Origin of the sequence: Bradyrhizobium sp. (assembly GCF_049581145.1) — a bacterium.
Lineage (GTDB): Bacteria > Pseudomonadota > Alphaproteobacteria > Rhizobiales > Xanthobacteraceae > Bradyrhizobium.
On sequence record NZ_JBAURI010000486.1, the window covers coordinates 1 to 17251 of the forward strand.

At 64.5% G+C, this 17251-nt stretch carries 20 protein-coding genes and 1 pseudogene; 5 read left to right on the forward strand and 16 right to left on the reverse strand.

What is annotated here, in order from left to right; all coding sequences use genetic code 11:
- Positions 1–319, reverse strand: a pseudogene (locus tag WCB02_RS16075) (hypothetical protein); the annotation flags it as partial.
- Between the two features lie 417 nt (positions 320–736).
- Here WCB02_RS16075 and WCB02_RS16080 point away from each other — a divergent pair.
- On the forward strand, positions 737–1555 hold the full coding sequence (locus tag WCB02_RS16080) for an FkbM family methyltransferase (RefSeq protein ID WP_423959414.1): 819 nt from the start codon (positions 737–739) through the stop codon (positions 1553–1555).
- A gap of 149 nt (positions 1556–1704) precedes the next feature.
- Here WCB02_RS16080 and WCB02_RS16085 read toward each other — a convergent pair whose 3' ends face one another.
- From WCB02_RS16085 to WCB02_RS16100, 4 genes are all read right to left on the reverse strand, one after another.
- The gene (locus WCB02_RS16085; protein ID WP_423959416.1) at positions 1705–3198 is read right to left on the reverse strand and encodes a glycosyltransferase family 39 protein; all 1494 of its coding nucleotides are present in this window, start codon (positions 3196–3198) and stop codon (positions 1705–1707) included.
- A gap of 51 nt (positions 3199–3249) precedes the next feature.
- Positions 3250–4395 (reverse strand): glycosyltransferase, encoded by a 1146-nt coding sequence (locus WCB02_RS16090; protein ID WP_423959418.1) that lies wholly within the window; start codon positions 4393–4395, stop codon positions 3250–3252.
- 293 nt (positions 4396–4688) lie between these two features.
- Positions 4689–4880, reverse strand: coding sequence for a hypothetical protein (locus WCB02_RS16095; RefSeq protein WP_423959419.1), 192 nt, complete (start codon positions 4878–4880; stop codon positions 4689–4691).
- 93 nt (positions 4881–4973) lie between these two features.
- Entirely contained in the window at positions 4974–5330 is a 357-nt protein-coding gene (locus WCB02_RS16100; RefSeq protein WP_423959421.1) for a hypothetical protein, read from the reverse strand.
- Positions 5331–5465: 135 nt separating this feature from the next.
- On the opposite strand from WCB02_RS16100, the gene WCB02_RS16105 reads away from it, so the two are divergent.
- The 3 genes from WCB02_RS16105 (at position 5466) to WCB02_RS16115 (ending at position 7162) form a co-directional block, all read left to right on the forward strand.
- Positions 5466–5690: a hypothetical protein gene (locus WCB02_RS16105; RefSeq protein WP_423959422.1), complete on the forward strand. Its 225-nt coding sequence runs from the start codon at positions 5466–5468 to the stop codon at positions 5688–5690.
- A 120-nt stretch (positions 5691–5810) separates the two neighbouring features.
- Positions 5811–6659 carry a DUF72 domain-containing protein gene (locus WCB02_RS16110; protein ID WP_423959424.1) on the forward strand — a complete coding sequence of 283 codons (849 nt, stop codon included), beginning with the start codon at positions 5811–5813 and terminating at the stop codon, positions 6657–6659.
- 41 nt (positions 6660–6700) lie between these two features.
- Positions 6701–7162, forward strand: a complete 462-nt coding sequence (locus WCB02_RS16115) for a DUF488 family protein (protein WP_423959426.1) — start codon at positions 6701–6703, stop codon at positions 7160–7162.
- Between the two features lie 117 nt (positions 7163–7279).
- Here WCB02_RS16115 and WCB02_RS16120 read toward each other — a convergent pair whose 3' ends face one another.
- The 10 genes from WCB02_RS16120 to WCB02_RS16165 form a co-directional block, all read right to left on the reverse strand.
- On the reverse strand, positions 7280–8194 hold the full coding sequence (locus WCB02_RS16120) for a PhzF family phenazine biosynthesis protein (RefSeq protein WP_423959428.1): 915 nt from the start codon (positions 8192–8194) through the stop codon (positions 7280–7282).
- 11 nt (positions 8195–8205) lie between these two features.
- Positions 8206–9528 (reverse strand): adenylate/guanylate cyclase domain-containing protein, encoded by a 1323-nt coding sequence (locus tag WCB02_RS16125; protein ID WP_423959429.1) that lies wholly within the window; start codon positions 9526–9528, stop codon positions 8206–8208.
- Between the two features lie 28 nt (positions 9529–9556).
- Positions 9557–10723 (reverse strand): ABC transporter permease, encoded by a 1167-nt coding sequence (locus WCB02_RS16130; RefSeq protein WP_423959430.1) that lies wholly within the window; start codon positions 10721–10723, stop codon positions 9557–9559.
- Between the two features lie 10 nt (positions 10724–10733).
- Positions 10734–11666: an ABC transporter ATP-binding protein gene (locus tag WCB02_RS16135; protein ID WP_423959432.1), complete on the reverse strand. Its 933-nt coding sequence runs from the start codon at positions 11664–11666 to the stop codon at positions 10734–10736.
- Entirely contained in the window at positions 11663–12466 is an 804-nt protein-coding gene (locus WCB02_RS16140) for an HlyD family secretion protein (protein ID WP_423959435.1), read from the reverse strand. The genes WCB02_RS16135 and WCB02_RS16140 overlap by 4 nt, the downstream gene beginning before the upstream one ends.
- Entirely contained in the window at positions 12463–13119 is a 657-nt protein-coding gene (locus WCB02_RS16145; protein WP_423959438.1) for a TetR/AcrR family transcriptional regulator, read from the reverse strand. Before WCB02_RS16145 ends, WCB02_RS16140 begins: the two co-directional genes overlap by 4 nt.
- A gap of 105 nt (positions 13120–13224) precedes the next feature.
- On the reverse strand, positions 13225–13401 hold the full coding sequence (locus WCB02_RS16150) for a hypothetical protein (RefSeq protein ID WP_423959439.1): 177 nt from the start codon (positions 13399–13401) through the stop codon (positions 13225–13227).
- Positions 13401–14543 (reverse strand): alpha-glucosidase/alpha-galactosidase, encoded by a 1143-nt coding sequence (locus WCB02_RS16155; RefSeq protein ID WP_423959441.1) that lies wholly within the window; start codon positions 14541–14543, stop codon positions 13401–13403. The genes WCB02_RS16150 and WCB02_RS16155 overlap by 1 nt, the downstream gene beginning before the upstream one ends.
- 123 nt (positions 14544–14666) lie before the next feature.
- A complete protein-coding gene (locus tag WCB02_RS16160; protein WP_423959443.1) occupies positions 14667–15077 on the reverse strand; it encodes a DUF2000 family protein in 411 nt (136 codons plus the stop codon).
- A 127-nt stretch (positions 15078–15204) separates the two neighbouring features.
- Positions 15205–15528 carry a DUF4189 domain-containing protein gene (locus WCB02_RS16165; protein ID WP_423959449.1) on the reverse strand — a complete coding sequence of 108 codons (324 nt, stop codon included), beginning with the start codon at positions 15526–15528 and terminating at the stop codon, positions 15205–15207.
- 271 nt (positions 15529–15799) lie between these two features.
- On the opposite strand from WCB02_RS16165, the gene WCB02_RS16170 reads away from it, so the two are divergent.
- Entirely contained in the window at positions 15800–16303 is a 504-nt protein-coding gene (locus tag WCB02_RS16170; protein WP_423959445.1) for an avidin/streptavidin family protein, read from the forward strand.
- 103 nt (positions 16304–16406) lie between these two features.
- Here the strand turns inward: WCB02_RS16170 and WCB02_RS16175 are convergent.
- On the reverse strand, positions 16407–17251 hold an 845-nt coding region (locus WCB02_RS16175; protein WP_423959447.1), incomplete at its 5' end, for an NTP transferase domain-containing protein.

Genomic DNA, 17251 nt, shown 5'->3' on the forward strand with positions numbered 1-17251 from the left:
TCTCGGGCGTGATGGCTGCGACGGTCGCAGGCTTTGCGATCGCCGGCGGCTGCTCGGGAAACACCGAGAAAGCGTCGTTGATGGCTTGCGCCGCGCTCCGCATCGCAATCCCGGCGGGCTGCCTGGCGACCGGCTCGTCATAGCCGGCATTGTCCAGCGTGGGATAGACGTTGGAGGCTAGAATGTTGGAATAGACCGTCCAGGCCGAACCCACCAGGAGGCACGCGATCGCGGCCCCGCTGAACGGACGAAGAGAAACGGCTTTGCGGGAAATCGCCTTTCGGCCCCCTCCCGCGAACGCAACGCTACTTGTACGCATCCACTCGCGCCCAGAATGGTTCCACGTCTTCCTCTCGATCTTCACCGGGTCAGAAGTCCCCGGCGAGCATCTCGCAGAGGCAGGGAGCGTCATTAAGGCGGCTTTTAGTTAAATACAGATTAAGTGCGGGCAGTTATGGGGCGCGCCGAACTTTTTGCACCATTTTGGCACAGAATTTCCGTAGTTTAACGGAGTTTCATCGCGCAATTCGCCGGACGTTGATACCAGTCGTTAATCTCGCCCTTCGGGCATGGTGGGTTGAGCAGCCTGGAACGCGTCAACCCGGACGTGTCATCGGCGCCGCTGCTCGTCCGGCAGGGAATGGCCCCGCGCAATGGCGTGGTTCGCCGCGCCAAGTCACAGTACAGTCCCTTCATTGATTCGTTCTGCGTTCCTTCAGCTCTTTAGGAGACACCGATGCAAAGTGTGGGACGCAGGCTGGCGTTCGTTCTGGCTTCAACCAATCATGGAGCGATGATCGTCAACCGACTCGACTATCGCATGGTCGATCGGCAGCAGGGCTACGGTGTCGGTTTCCAGCTGCTGGAGAGCGCCTGCTTCGATCCGCAGGAGGTCAAGCTGGCGGTCGATCTGCTCGCGCTGCGGCGGAAATATCACGGCGACGGCGTGGTGGCGATCGATTGCGGCGCCAATATCGGCGTCCACACCATCGAATGGGCCAACGCGATGACCGGATGGGGATCCGTGCTCTCGATCGAGGCGCAGGAGCGCATCTACTATGCGCTGGCCGGCAACATCGCGCTCAACAATTGCTTCAATGCGATCGCGGTGCATGGCGCGGTGTCCTCGGAATCCGGCGTGCTGCAGATTCCCAATCCGAACTATCTGGTGCCCTCCAGCTTCGGCAGCCTGGAGCTGCGCCAGCGTCAGGCCAATGAGTTCATCGGCCAGACCATCGACTATGCGCAAAACACCGTCGCGGTCCGCAAGCTCATGCTCGACGAGTTCAACCTGCCGCGCGTCGACCTGATCAAGCTCGACATCGAGGGCATGGAGCTGGAGGGATTGGAAGGCGCCCGCCGCACCATCGAGGCCAGCCATCCGGTCATGCTGATCGAGAAGATCAAATCCGACGCCGGGCTGTTGCGGCAATGGCTGGAAACGCACGGCTATGACATCACCGAGGTCGGGATCAACATCGTGGCGATCCATACGAGCGACAACGTGCTTGCCGAGGTCAAGCCGGATCGCAAGCCGGCGCAATCGGCGGCGTGATTCCAGCGCGGGCAGCGCCTTCGGCTCAGGAAATCGCACGACGCACGTCATTGCGAGCGAAGCGAAGCAATCCATCTCGGCACCGAGCAAGGCGCGTAATGGATTGCTTCGTCGCAAGGGCCCCTCGCAATGACGAAGAAAAATTCCCTTTACTGCAGTTCCGGCGGCGGCGAGCGATCGAGCACACTGCCTTTCGGTCCCTTGAGAACATCGAGCGCATAGGTTTCGATCACCAGCGGTCCGCGCTTGCGCGGCAGTTCCGCGACCCGCTCGACGCTTGCGAACCTGTCGTTCAGATCCGACTGCGGACGCACCTCGTCGACATGGAGCAGCGGGCCGGCCAACCGCGCCGGATCGGGTTCGCCCATGAAGTCCCAGCGATAGCGCTGCGCCTGCTGCACCACGCAGGTGCCGCGCGGCAGATAGAAGGCGAGCCAGCCGGTGGTGCCGTAATCCGGCACCAGCACGCAGGTGGCGCCTGTGCGCTGGCGCACCGCCTCGATCTGGCCGGCCAATTCGCGCCAGCCGACGCCTATGCTGCGCACGGTGACGTCGCGCCGACCAAACGACAGCCAGCCGGTATTGGCCTGCACGATCAGCAGCACGAACATCCCGATGCCGACCGGCGCGGCCCAGCGCAGGCAGAATTCCGCGACGCGCCGCTGACGAAGCCCTGGCGTCAGATCCGCGGCCACCGCGGCGGCGATGGCAAAGGCCGGATAGACCGGCGCGAACCAGTTCGCCTCGACGCGGGCATGCAGCGAATGCCAGACGAAATAGAGCGCGACGGTCCAGACCATCACGTCGATCAGCACGCGTGCCGGTAGCGCGCCGGCCTTGTGCCGGATCAGCGTGTAAAGCCCCATCGCGCCGAGCACGAACACCAGGGGCGTGGCAAAGGCGATCTGGGTCGGGATCAGTTCGGCGATGTAATTGGGACGGAAATCCTCGATCCTGGCCCGGCCGAGCTGCTTGATGAAGGACACCCAGTGGTGGTCCGCGTTCCAGAGGATGACCGGCGCAAACAGCGCAAATGCCACGACGCCGCCGAGATAGGGCCAGGGCGAGAGCAGCCAGCGCCGTTGTTGCGGCACCGCCAAAAGCCAGATCAGGATTGCAGGGCCGAACAACAGCGCGGTGTATTTCGACAGCAGCGCCACGCCCACGGCGGCGCCGACCGCGAGCCACCACGCTCCGCGCCCGGTTTCCAGCAGCTTGGCGAGGAAGAACAGGACGAAGCTGGATGCAACCAGAAGCGGCGCATCCGGCGTCACGATCAGGGTGCCGACCGCCGCCATCAGCGTGACGTTGAGCAGGATGGTCGCAGTGGCCGCCACCCGCCTGTCGCCGAACAGGATCTCGGCCGAGCGGTAGACCGCAAAGCTCATCGGCAGCGCGAGCAGGATCGAGACCAGCCGGACGCCGAGCTCGGTGTCGCCGGCGATCATGGTTCCGGCGCGGATCACCAGCGCGACCATCGGCGGATGATCGTAATAACCCAAGGCCAGATGCTGCGACCACATCCAGTAATAGGCCTCGTCGAAGCTCAAAGGCGTCAACGCCGCCGCCACCAGGCGCAGCGCCACCAGAGCCAGGACGATCAGAGAGGCGTTGCGGACAAGCCGCTCGTCACCGCGGCCCATGCCCGCTCATTAAAGGTCGGCTCATTTCACGTCGGCTCATTTCATGGCGGCTCATCGCCTGCGCCAGACGAACAGTCCCGACATCGCGTAATTCCAGACCACGCCCATCAGCGCGCCGGCGGCGCCCGCGAGCCACCAGATCGGCGCCTGGTCGTAGACCGAGAACGCCACCCCGACATTGGCCAGCAGACCGACGCTGCACACCAGATAGAAGGCGAACAGGCCGCGGAGAATCGCAAGCCCCTTGAGGCGTTGGTCGCGATAGGTGAGAAAGTTGTTCAGGATGAAATTGCTGGTCATCGCGACGAAGGCGCCGGCGGCCTGCGCTGCCGGAAACGCCACGCCGAATTGCAGCACGGTAAACAGCGTGCCGAGATGCACGACAAGCCCGGTGCCGCCGACCATGGCGAACAGCAGGAAGCGCAACGATACCGCATCGTGGGTGAATTTCGCCACCACCAGCCCGAGAAAATCCAGCGCCACCATGGAGTCGAGCTTGCTTTCCCCATGCAGCCGGGAGCCGAAGGTGAAGGGGACCTCGACGGTGCGTAATTCGCGGGTTGACGAACTGGTCCGGGCGGTGGCGACGATGTCGAGCAGGATCTTGAAGCCCTGGATCGAAAGTTCGGGGGCCAGTTGCTCGAAGCGGTCGCGACGGATCATGAAGAAGCCGCTCATGGGATCGGCAATCCGCACCCCAAGCACGCGCTTGGCAACCTCGGTCGCGAGCGCGCTGGCGCCGGCGCGCTGCCGATCGAAACTGTCGGCACTGCCGCCCTCGATATAGCGGCTGCCGACCACCAGCTCCGCCTCGCCGCTCTGCAATAGCGCCAGCATCTTCGGCAGCTGGGTCTCGTCATGCTGCAGATCGGCATCCATCACGGCGGCAAACGGCGCGCTGGAGGCGAGGATGCCCTCGATGCAGGCCCCCGACAGCCCGCGCCGGCCGATCCGCCGGATGCAGCGCACGCGGCTATCCCGCTGCGCCAGCGCACGAACGACGTCGCTGGTGTGGTCCGGCGAATTGTCGTCGACGAAGATGACCTCCCAGGCCACTCCCTTGAGCGCCGCGTCCAGCTTGCGGTAGAGCGCGCCGACATTGTCGCGCTCGTTGAAGGTGGGGACGACGACCGAAACCGCCGGCAAACCCGCCGCTAGCGGTGGATTCTCGGAGGTCGGTCTGATGGCTTGATTCATGAGGGCCAGCGTATATCCGCCGGGTCAGCCGATGCCAAGCCGCAGGCCCCGCGACGGCCGGGCAAAAACCGCCCAAACAGGCCGTTTTCCCACTCGAAGCCCAGTCTCGACGCCAGATTGTGCCGGCTTACCCCAAAAATGCCAACGACCACGAACAACAGACGCGCGTACATCCGGCGCAGCCGATCATTCCGTGGCCGTCCCAGCGCCGGAGCTTTTCAGAGCATCGACGTCGCCGTTGACTCACAGATAGGTACGATTGTTCCTTCCGCAAGGGCGCGCACCGGCGCCGGCTAGTTCGGGACTTCCCGGATCACCGGCCCCCTCACCGGCGGCGCGACCGGAGCCGCAGGCGCGGGCTGTGCGACCGGGGCTGGCCGGGCCGGCTTGCCGAACTGTCCGATCGGTCCATAAATGACTGCCGCCACCAGCACGACGGCGGCGACGATCCAGCCCAAGATGCTCGCAACCGACTCCGAGGTCATGCCGATGATCCCTGCCTTCGCCGGCCGTTTGATAGCATGAAACAGCCGCCCATCAAGCTCAGTTCGGGACAGCCTTTTAGTTCGGGGAGCCTTTTAGTTCGGGGCGCCCTTGCGCCTGATGAACGCCGTCACAATGTCCTTTTGCGCGAGTTCGATGGCGTGGTTCGCGGTCGACAGATGCCGGCCGGAATCTTCGTCCGGATGTTGCATCGCCAGGTAGTCGATCAGGCTCACCCGGAAATTCTGCCGTTCGGACGGACATGCGGCTGCGATATTGGCGATGAAATCCTGCTCGGACATGGTCTTGACCCGATCAGGCGAATACTCCCGCGCCAGGCAGTTCCAGTAGCTGTCACGCCCCTGCAGCGCCTGACGGTGCGCGTCGTCCATGTCGTCAGCCAGCGCGCTCGAGCCTGTCAGCATGAGCGTCAATGCAATCATCGTCCGCATCCTTGATCTCCTTTTTTACGACAAGTTTAGCCCGAACCTGGGGATCGCGTCAGCAACTGAAATGTTCCGATCTCGCAGGGGAAGAGAGGTCGACGCGTGGTGTTCTCCCTTGGAAACGGAAGTGGGGAGGCCATCGTGACCAAACATGTGCTGTTCGGCGTGGCGTTGCTGGCCTTTGCGGGTGCCGCAAAGGCCCAGCCGGTGGTCGAGGATCCCGGCTATTGTGCCCAGTACTATCCGAACGCAAATTGTCAGAACTACGGACCGGGCAACCCCCTTTACCGCGGCGGCATCGCCCACGAGGAGGGCGTTCCCATGCCCCATCCGCGCCCCCATCACCGGCATCGCCACCATCGCTAGCGGCCGAGGCGACTAACCGGCAGAGGCGGCCAATCTCGCGCGGGCGCCCATGAACTGGCCAACCCCCGCCGGTTTGGCTAGTCTCGGTTCGACGAGCGTTCCCGCTTCCGGAATGAGACCGTGACCAAGTCCCCAACCAAGTCGCCGACTAAGTCCCCTGCATCTGCCGCGAAGAAATCAGGACACATCTATATCGGCGTCGGCGGCTGGACCTTTGCGCCCTGGCGCGGGGTGTTTTATCCGGAAAAACTGACGCAGGCGAAGGAGCTGCAATACGCGGCCTCGAAGCTGACCTCGATCGAGATCAACGGCACCTATTACGGCTCGCAGAAGCCGGAGAGCTTTCGCAAATGGGCGCGCGAGGTGCCGGACGGGTTCGTGTTCTCGGTCAAGGGCCCGCGCTTTGCAACCAACCGCCGCGTGCTGGCGGAGGCCGGCGATTCCATCAAGCATTTCTACAATACCGGCGTGATCGAGCTCGGCGACCGGCTCGGCCCGGTGCTCTGGCAGTTTGCTCCAACCAAAAAATTTGACGAAGCCGATTTCGGCAAATTCCTGGAGCTGTTGCCGCGTCGGCTCGACGGCCGCGCGCTGCGTCACGTGGTCGAGGTGCGGCACCCGAGTTTCTCGGTGCCGGCCTTCGTCGCGCTGCTGCGGCAGTTCGAAACGCCGGTGGTGTTCGCCGAGCACAACAGCTATCCGGGGATTGCCGATGTCGCCGGCGATTTCGTCTATGCCCGGCTGCAGAAGGGCAATGACGAGCTCGAGACCTGCTACCCGCCGAAACAGCTCGATGCCTGGGCCAAGCGCCTGCAGCTCTGGGCCGAAGGCGGCGAGCCCGACGATCTGCCGCGCGCCGACCAGATCGCCGCAAAGAAAATCCCGCGCGACGTGTTCGCCTATGTGATCCACGAAGGCAAGGTGCGCGCGCCCGCCGGCGCGATGGAGCTGATCCGGCGCGTGACGTGAGCAAGCTGCGACAGCGTTTCAAGCGAGCCGGTAGCGACCCCATGGCCAAAGCCAAAAAGCTCTTCACCATCGGCTATGAGCAGACCCCGGCGAAAGCCGTGCTCGACGAGCTGCAGCACGCCGGCGTCAAGCTCCTGGTCGACGTGCGCGCGGTGGCAGCGTCACGCCGTCCGGGATTCTCCAAGACCCAGCTGGCGGCGGGATTGGACGAGCGCGGCATCGCCTATCTGCATCTGCGCGGCCTCGGCACGCCCAAGGAGGGCCGCGAGGCCGCGCGCGGCGGCAAGTTCGACCTGCTGCACAGGATCTACGCCAAGCATCTGAAGACGCCGCAAGCCCGAGAAGAACTCGACGAGCTATCGGCTCTGGTCAAGACATCCGGCCCGGTCTGTATCCTCTGCTACGAGCGCGACCACAGCCATTGCCACCGGCAATGGATCGCGGAAATTATTGAGGAACGAGACGGAGTCGGTGTGAAAAATCTATTGGCGCCGCAGGTGTAAGACAGTTTCCCCGTCATGCCCGGCCTCGTCCCGGGCATCCACGTCTTGGCCGAGACAAAGAAAGGCGTGGATGGCCGGGACAAGCGCGGCCATGACGAGAACCAACGGAGGGTCTGCTCACCCCTCGCCGTGCAACCGAAACGTCCCCTCCATCATCAGCACGCAGCCGCCGCCGACATGGGCCGAGACGGCTTTGCCGTTTTCCTTGCGCACCCGCGTCAAGAGCAGGCTCGGCCGTCCCATGTCGACGCCCTGCCCGATCCGCAGCTTTACTTCGCCATCGCTTCCGGCATCGAGCTCGGCGAGCAGCGCCGCGGCCGCCACGGTGGCGCTCCCGGTGGCGGGGTCTTCGGTCAGGCCACTCGACCCCGGATGAAACATCCGAGCCTGCAGGTCGCAGGGCTGCTCGGTGCCAGGCACCTCCCGCGTGTAGAAATAGACCGCATCGCTGTCGTCGACCGGGAAGGTCCGCGCGAATGCCTCGGCATTCGGTTTCGCCCGCCGCAGCGCTTCGCGGGATGCAACTTCCACAGCGAGAAACGGCAATCCCACCGAGACGATGTGCGGCGGATGCCGGTTGCACCTGATATCGGACGCTTCGAGCGAGATGCAGGCTGCGGCCTGCTCGACGGGAATCTGCGTCAGCCGTCGCAGCAGCCGCGGCGCGGTGAGTTCGGCGCCGACCACCTTGCCGCCGTCCGTCAAAATCTCCACCGGCACGAGGCCCGCGCCTTCCTCGAATGTCAGCCGCGGCGGCGGCTCGGCGGCTCGCGACGCCAGCACGTAAGCCGTGCCGACATTGGGATGACCGGCGAACGGGATTTCGGAGCGCACCGTGAAGATACGCACGTGCGCGTCATGCGCGGAATCGCGCGGCGGCAGCACGAAGGTCGTTTCGGAATAATTGAACTCCAGCGCGATCGCCTGCATCTGCGCGGTCGACAGCCCGCCGGCGTCGAGCACGACGGCGAGCGGATTGCCACCGAAGGCGCGGTCGGTGAAGACATCCACGGTCACATAGCGTCGTTGCATCACACCTCTCCCTATCCCAATTGCCACACCGCCATCGGCCGTTCGTAGCCCCGGATCGGCACCTCGCCGAGCGACACGGCCTCGCCGCAATCCTGGCCGAGAGCGTCGCGGACCGCAGTCGAGATCAGAAGCTGCGAGCCGAATTCCTTGTTCAGCGCCTCGAGCCTGGCGGCGAAATTCACGGTGTCGCCGATCACGGTGTATTCCTTGCGCCGCGGCGAGCCGATGCTGCCGGCGACCACCTCGCCGAAGTGAATGCCGATGCCGATGCGCAGCCGCCAGCTCGAGGCGGCGTTGATCTGCGCCATCGCGTGCAGCATGTCGCGCGCGGCGGCAACCGCCTGCCGCGCCGCGTCCGGCGTCTCGAGCGGCGCGCCGAACAGCGCCAGAAAGCCGTCGCCCAGAAACTTGTTCACGATGCCGCCATGGCGGTCGAGGATCTCGACCAGCACCGCGAACGCGCCATCGAGCCGATCGACCACCTGCTGCGGGGAACGCAGGCGCGCCGCCGCCGTGAACCCGCGGAAATCGACGAACATCACCGCGACCTGGCGGATATCGCTACGGGCGTCGCTGCGTTCGGCCATCAGCCGCTCCACCACCTGCGGCGAGACATGCTGGCCGAACAGATTGGTGACGCGATCCCGTGCCGTCGCCGCCACGATGCTCGCGGCAAACCCCCGGCGCAACTGGACCCCGACCGCGCCGGCGAGCACGCCGCAAATCAGGACGAAAACACTGCGCGCGGCATGGTAATAGATATCGGGCTCGGGGTCGGGCAGGATCGCGGGATGGTAGAACAGCGCCATGCACAACAGCTCGGCCGAGGCGACCAGCCCGGTGAAGGTCGACAGCCAGAAATCCAGCCGTAGCGTCGAGAGAATGATGAAGATGAAATAAGCGATCGGCCCGACGAAGCCGAGCGCCTTGATCGTCCCCATGTTATCCATGTGGAGCGCAAGCGCGATCGTCGGCATGCTGGTTTCGATCAGCGCGCCGAGATAACGGCGATACACCGGCACGTCGCGGTCGAGCTTCAGGTACCGGCTGATGACGCTGTGGACCCAGAGCTCGAACAGGATGAACGGCAGCAGGATCCCATAGAGATATGAGAGCCTCAGCCGCCCTTGCCAGAGCTGGTTCACCGCCTCCGGCTCGACGACATAGGCCGCCCCGACGATGATGCCGAGGATGACGGTGGTGGCAATCAGCGCCTTGATCCGCACCAGCTCGCTGCGCAGCACCTCGCGCATCAAGGCGTGGTCGAATTCCTTCGACACGGCCATCTGCCGCGTTCCAACCACGCCGCGCCAAACATCCGCCAGTGCCGCCATCCGCCCTCTCCAGATGGCGTATTCTGCCTCAATCGAGGGTGCGGCGGAAGCGCGTCACCGCAATCGTCATCGCCAGCAGCATCAGGCCGAACAGCGCGATCGTGTCGTACTGCAGATTCTGCAGCGAGGAGCCCTTCAGCATGATGGCGCGGACGATCCGCAAATAATGCGTCAGCGGCAGCCCTTCGCCGACATATTGCGCCCAGACCGGCATGCCCGCGAATGGAAACATGAAGCCGCTCAACAGGATGCTCGGCAGGAAGAACATCATCGAGAGCTGCATCGCCTGCAGCTGGTTCTGCACGATGGTGGAGAACGTGTAGCCGATCGACAGATTGGTGGTGATGAACAGCGTCGAGAGCAGCGCCAGCATGGTCAGGCTGCCGAGCACCGGGACCCCGAACAGGAACACGCCGATGCCCAGGATCAGCGCCGCCTGGATGAAACCGACCAGCACGTAAGGCACGATCTTGCCGAACATCACCTCGACCGGCTTGATCGGCATCGACAACAGGCTCTCCATGGTGCCGCGCTCGACCTCGCGGGTCACCGACAGCGCGGTGAAGATCAGCATGGTCATGGTCAGGATGGTGCCGACCAGGCCGGGCACGATGTTGAGCCGCGACGAGGCGGCCGGATTGTAGCGGGCATGGGCGCGGATTTCGAACGGCATCTGCGGCGGATCGCCGGTGAACAGATCATGCTGCAGCGCGGTCTGGACGATCATTCCGAGCGACGACAGCGCCGACGACGCCGCGATGGGATCGGTGGCGTCGGCCGCGACCAGCAGCGCCGGATAGTCGCCGCGCCGCACCGCGCGCTCGAAGCCGCGCGGGATTTCCACGGCGAACAGCACCTTGCCGGACAACAGCAGGTCGTCGAGCTCGGCTGCGTCATGCACTTGCCGGACGAAGTCGAAATAGGAGGTGTTTTCCAGCGCCTTCAGGATCGAGCGGCCGAGATCGCTGTCCTCCTGCAGCAGCACCGCGGTCGGCAGATGGCGCGGCGTGGTGTTGATGGCGTAGCCGAACAGCAGCAATTGCATCACGGGGATCAACACGATCATCGCGAACGACACCCGGTCGCGCCGGAGCTGGATGAACTCCTTGACCACCATCGCGTAGGAACGCCGCCAGAACCCGAACGGGCGTTCGCGGACCTCGCCGCGCTCTCCGGGAACGCCAGTCACGCTCATTGGCGCTCACTCATTGGAAATTGTCCTTCGACCGGTTCATCAGCTCGATGAACACGTCTTCCAGCGACGGCGCGGAAGATTGCCAGTGCAGCCTTGAATGATCGCGCCAGGGCGCAATGGTCGACTCCAGCGCCGCCTTGTCGCGGCCGGAGACATGCAAGGAGGTGCCGAACGGCGCCACCATGTCGATGCCGGGTTTGCCCGACAGTTCGGTCGCGAGCGCCTGCAGGTCGTCGCCGGTCACCGTGTAGGTGGTCAGCGCGGACTTCGCGATCACCTGATCGACCGTGCCATGCACCAGCAGATAGCCATAGGCGATATAGGCGATCTCGTGGCAGCGTTCGGCCTCGTCCATGTAATGGGTGGAGACCAGCACGGTCAGGCCCTGGCCGGCCAGCGCGTGGATCTCGTTCCAGAAGTCGCGCCGCGCCTTGGGATCGACGCCGGCGGTCGGCTCGTCCAGCAGCAGGAGCTGCGGATTGGGCAAGGTGCAGGCGCCGAGCGCCAGCCGCTGCTTCCAGCCGCCGGACAGCTCGCCCGCAAGCTGCTCCTCGCGGCCGCTCAGCCCAAGCCGCCTGATCATCTCATGCGCGGTGCCGCGCGCATCGCGCACGCCATAGAGCCGCGCGACGAATTCCAGGTTCTCGCGCACCGACAGGTCCTGATACAGGCTGAAGCGCTGCGTCATGTAGCCGACCTGGCGCTTGATCTTGTCGGCGTCGCGCCGGATGTCGTAGCCGAGGCAGGTGCCCTCGCCGCTGTCGGGGGTCAGCAATCCGCAGAGCATGCGGATGGTCGTGGTCTTGCCGGAGCCGTTGGGGCCGAGAAAGCCGTAGATGGTGCCGCGCTTCACCTGCATCGACAGGTCATGCACCACCTCGCGGCCGTCGAACGATTTGGTCAGGCCCTTGACGTCGATCGCAATCGAGGATGCCGCCGTCATCGCTGCTCCGCCACCGGCGTCTTGTCCGCCAGGGTTTTGGGATTCAGATAGACGCTGATCGGCTGGCCGACCCGCAAGGAGTCCGGCCGCGCCGGCCGCGCCTGGATCAGGTAGACCAGCTTGTCGCGCTCATCGAGGCTGTAGATCACCGGCGGGGTATATTCGGCCGAGGTCGCGATGAAATAGATCTTTGCCGTGAGATCGGCGGCGCAATTGTCGCAGGTCACCCGCACCTCGTCGCCGATCGCAAGCTTGGGCAGCTCGGTTTCCGGCACGAAGAAGCGCAGCTTCATGTTGCCGGGCGGCATGATCGACAGCACCGGCCGCTCCGCCGGCACGGTTTCGCCCTCGCGGAAATAGATCTGCTGCACGGCGCCGGCGACCGGGGCAAAGCCCTTGCGCCGCGCCAGCCGCGTCTGCGAGGTGACCACATGGGCTTCGGCCACCCGCAGCCCGGAGACCGCGGCATCGAGCGTCGCCTGCGTCCCGGCGCCGGTCTCTCTGAGAGACGCGGCGCGGTCATAGGTCTGTTTGGCGTTGGCGAGCGTTGCGTTGTTCTGGTTGAGATCGGCATGCTGCATGTCGTCGTCGAGCGAATAGAGGGGATCTCCGACCTTGACCTCATCGCCCTCGCGGACATCGAGTCTGGTCACCCGCCCGAATTCGTCCGGACTGACGAAGATCATGTCGGCCTCGACCCAGCCCTGAAAGCCAGGGTCCCGCCTGTCATTGCAGCCGGCAAGCATCGTCACCAGCGCCAGCGCGGCCAGGATTCGCAAACGTGTTCGGGGCGCCGTCATGTCGCGCTCCGTTCGCCAAAGATCAGGTCGAGATGAACGCGCAGCATCTCGTCGGCATCGAGCGGCGCATGGCGTTGGAACAGGCTCTTCCAGATCACCGCGATGATCGCCGGCGCCACCACGATCTGCGGAAATTGCCCGAGCTTCGCCACGGATATTTCGCCCCTGGCAATGCCGAGCTCGATCAGCCCGCGCATGGCGGCGAGCCCGCGCGACACCACTTCGCGGTAATAGAAGTCCGCAATGGCCGGAAACCGCGGCCCTTCCGCCACGATCAGCCGCACGATGTCACCGCGCCGGGTGGTCGCAACCTCCTGGACGAAGGTTTTCGCAAAGCCTTCCAGCGCGTCACGCACCGAGCCGCCCGGCGCTGGCAGCGTGCCCAGGCGAGTGACCAGCGGCACGATCGCGGTGCGGATCAATTCCTCGAACAGGGTCTCCTTGTCCTTGAAGTGCAGGTAGATCGTGCCCTTGGCGACGCCGGCGCGCTTCGCCACGTCGTCGAGCCGCGTCGCCGCGAAGCCGCGCGCGATGAACTCCTCCATCGCGGCCTCGACGATCGCCGCGCGCCGCTCGGCGGCCCGCTCGGCGCGATTGGGCGGCGCAGGCGACCTCTCCCGCCCGCTTGCGGTTCTGGCTGGTTTATCCGACATGAGCAGAATATGACTGACCGGTCAGTCATTTGTCAACCATCATTTCCGGTTCGCGCCGCCGTTCCCTGGATGGCGCGTGGCGAAACGGCCGCGCAGCTTCGAACCTCAGATACATGTCCGGATGTAAGGCCGGTTGATCTCCCACAACTCGTCGAGCAAGGCCCTGGCCGCGGTCGCGGAGTTGACGACGGGGTCGATCAAGAGCGCTTGCAGCGCGATCTCTTTGGAGGCCTGCATGGCGGCTTCGACGGCCAGCTGCTGCACCTGGACCTGGACGGTCATCAATTTGGCCACAGCATCCGGCAACGGGCCAAGCGACACCGGGTGGACGCCCGCCATGTCAGCCACCAGAGGCACTTCCACCGCGGCGCTGGCATGTCAGCCACCAGAGGCACTTCCACCGCGGCGCTGGCGGGAAGATTCGGGATCACCTGCCGATTATAGACCACGCCGGATTCGATCAGCTGCTTGCGATCATGCAGCACGGACGCAATGACCGCGACCGCCCGCTCGCCCGAGGGCATCAGCCACCAGTCCGGCATCTGCTGCGTTCCCGACAGCACGTCGTCGATCAGCCGGTCGAGTTTTGCGCGCTCGCCTTCGTCCCAACCGAAATTGTAACCGCCCTCGCCGGCCTCCCAACCGAACGGCAGATATTCCCCGACATGACCATCGCCGCAACCCAGCCAGTAGCCGAAGCTGCGAAACAGTTCGCGCGTCAGCGGCTCGACCTCCGGATCGTGAATTTTTTCCTTTTCGCGCAACAGCGGGTAGAGATCGGCGCCGGTCTTTCGGTCGCGGATCTGCACCAGGCACTGGAAATGATTGAGGCCCGCGCCCCAGACTTCCACCTGCTCGTGAGGCATTTCCAGGATCGAGGCGACATGGCTCTGCGCGATGAAGATGCCGTGGCACAGGCCGACACTGCGCAGCTTGCTGTATTGCCCGAGCGCCAGGATGATGCGGCTCTCCGGATTGGAAAAATTGATGAACAGCGCCTGCGGACAGCGCTGCTCCATCTCGCGGACGAAATCGAACACCACCGGCAGCGTGCGCAGCGTGAAGAACAGGCCGCCGGGGCCGCCGTTCTCGCCCAGCGTATGCCGGATGCCGAACTTGCGCGGCACCTCGAAATCGTGCCGCCACAGCCGGTTGCGATCGATCACGGTGGAATGCACGACGAATTCGGCGCCATCCAGCGCAGCGCGCCAGTCGGTCGTGGACTCGATGTTCAGTCCGGCGCCGGCTTTCTCGTCGAGCAGTTTGGCCACGCGCTCGGCCCGCGTCAGACGCTCGACGTTCCTGCCGATCAGGACCAGCGTGGAGCCGGCGAGATCGTGGGTCGAGAACAGATCGCGGAACATGCTGAGCCCGAAGGACGCGCTGCTCGCACCGAGAAAAACGATCTTTGTGACGCCGGCCATCTGGGCCTTGTGTCAGTTTGACCGAGCATGCCGGCTGATCCAGATCAAGGTTGCGGCGCGTAACCCTGCTCCCGCCGGATATCGGAGTCGCACGCGCGGTGGTGCAGGTCTGTCGCGATCGCGCTAGCTGTGGAACTTCAGCCCATCGAGGATCTTGTCGACCACCTTGCGTTCGGCGCGCAGCGCGAGCCCGACCAGATCGAGATCGGCGCGCGCGACCGCCTTGACTGCGGCGCGGTTGGCCTCGTCATGCGTGGTCTTGAACATGTCTTCGGTATAGATCGCAGGCCTGACGTCGCGCGCCAGCGCCCGTTCGAGCGCACGCGATAGCCCCGCGCGGTCAGCGCCGTAGATCAGGATCGGCTGACCGATCAGCGCCAGGTATGTCGTGCCCGAGCCGTCTTCGTAGGGCGCGCCGACGCATTCGGGAAAGGTGGCGGCGATGCCGCCGGCCAGGAATGACGCGACGTTGAGCTTCTGCCACGCTTCCAGGTCGGTCCGGATCACGATCGCGATCTTGGTGTTGAATTGCATCACTTGCTCTCGGGTCATTCCGGGGCACGGCAACGGGATCTGGATCGGGGAATCCGTCGATTCCGGCTTCGATGCTTCGCATCGCCCCGGAACGCGGTCAGGAAATCACCGCTGCATCACCTCTCCATCACCCCTTGGCGTCGCAGGCCCAGGCGCGGATCACGCATTCCTTGCCGCCGAACTTATAGCACTCGCGCGTGGCGTCGTTGAGCGAGTTCGAAATCCGCGGCCTGACCGCATAGCCGTGCGGGCCGCAGGGATTGGTCATGTCGACCGAGAACGCCGCGCAGGCGCGCCGCATCGTCACCGTCGTGCAATCGCCCCGGCATTTCTGCTGCGCCGCGGCGCGCGCCAGATCCTCGGCGGGATAGTCGAAGGCTTCGCCATAAGCGCCGCATTTGCCCATCGCGAACGCACCCGCCGCGAACGATGGCGCGCTTCCGATCAGCATCGACAATGACGCCAATGCAAGGACGCGCGCAGGCGCGCCGCCGAACGACAGCAACATCCCCTTCCCCCCGAAAGCCCGGTCTTAATTTACCGGAGGAGCGTTTCCACTTGGTGAATCGTCTCCGACCAACGCAAACGGTGGCGGATCGCAAGCCCCGACGTGATGAGACCACCGCTCAACGGAACGATGCGTGCATCACATCTTATGGTTGTTTTTATATTATATGTGATGTAAAAGTAGCGGACCGATATTCTCTTACAGGGAGCTTCCGATGTCTCGGACCAGCAGGATGATCTTCGGATTGGTCGCGTTCGCGTGCTTCTGCCTGACGCTGTCGGCAACGGCGCAGGCGCAGGCAATCTGGACGTGGACCAACCAATATGGCTCGACGTTGGCGGTGACCAACTACAATCAAACGACTGGCGCGATATCCGGCACGTATACCAACCAGGCGACCAACAGCTGTGACGAGAACAAGCCGCAGGGGATGACCGGTTGGCTCGCCGCGGACAGCACGGGCACGGCAATCAGCTTTTCGGTCAATTTTCTCGGTTGCGGGTCGACCACGGTCTGGACCGGCCAGTTGAACAACAATGCCGGATTCCAGGGACTTTGGCTGCTTTCTTTGGCCGGCCCCGTCGCGTGGAACGGCATCAGCGCCGGCGCCGATACATTCACGTTTGCGACCGGTGACAAATCGAAACTGTCCACCCATGGGGACAACGGCAAAGCCGAGGGCGGCGAGAAGCTTTCAAATACCAAAGACCGCAAGTGAGTGAAGCGTAAGGGTGGCACCCTCCGTGCCCACCCTTTTTCCCAGGCAAGCGGTGACGACGGTGGGCGCGGCGCGAAGAAGGCCTTTTGCCGAATGGACCGGCCTAGCCTCGCCGCGCCGCCTCCAGCGCCTGCGGGGTGTCGATGTCGAGGAAGGCGCCGTTGCCTTCGACCGGGACCTCGGCGACGGCCTCGCCGTGCTTGGCAATCAGATGGCGCGCGCCGATGTCGCCGTCGAGCGTCATCAGCTCGTTGAAGAACCGCTTCGACCACAGCACCGGATTGCCGCGCCGGCCCTCGGCCACGGGCACCACGATCAAATTGCCGCGATCGGGCGCGAAGGCTGCGATCAGCCGGTCGATCAGGCGCGCGTCGATCAGCGGCATGTCGCCCAGACAAATCACCGCGCCGTCGGCGCCTGCGGGCACCGCCGCAATGCCGGCCTTCACCGAGCTCGCGAGGCCACCGGCAAAATCGGGGTTCTTGGCGAATTTCACCTTCAGGCCGGCCAGCGCCTGCTCGACCAGCTCGGCCTGGTGGCCGGTGACGACGATGACCTCGCTGGCCTTGGAGGCGAGCGCCTGCTCGGTCGCGATCCGCACCAGCTTCCTGCCGTCGAGTTCGGCCAATAACTTGTTTGGTCCGCCCATCCGGGTCGAACGGCCGGCGGCCAGGATGATCGCCGCGACGTTGCGATTGTCTTCGATATCAGGCTCGGTGCGCGGCTGCGGCCGGGTGACGATTTCCATCAACAGTCCGCCGACACCCATGCCCATCAGTTCGGCGCGGGTGACCTCGAGCCCCGCGAGCAGCCGCATCAACACCCAGTCGAAACCGTTTTCCACCGGGGAGCGGGCGCAGCCCGGCGCGCCCAGCACTGGCACGCCGGCCGCGCTGCCGATCAGCAGGAGGTTGCCCGGATCGACCGGCATGCCGAAATGTTCGATCG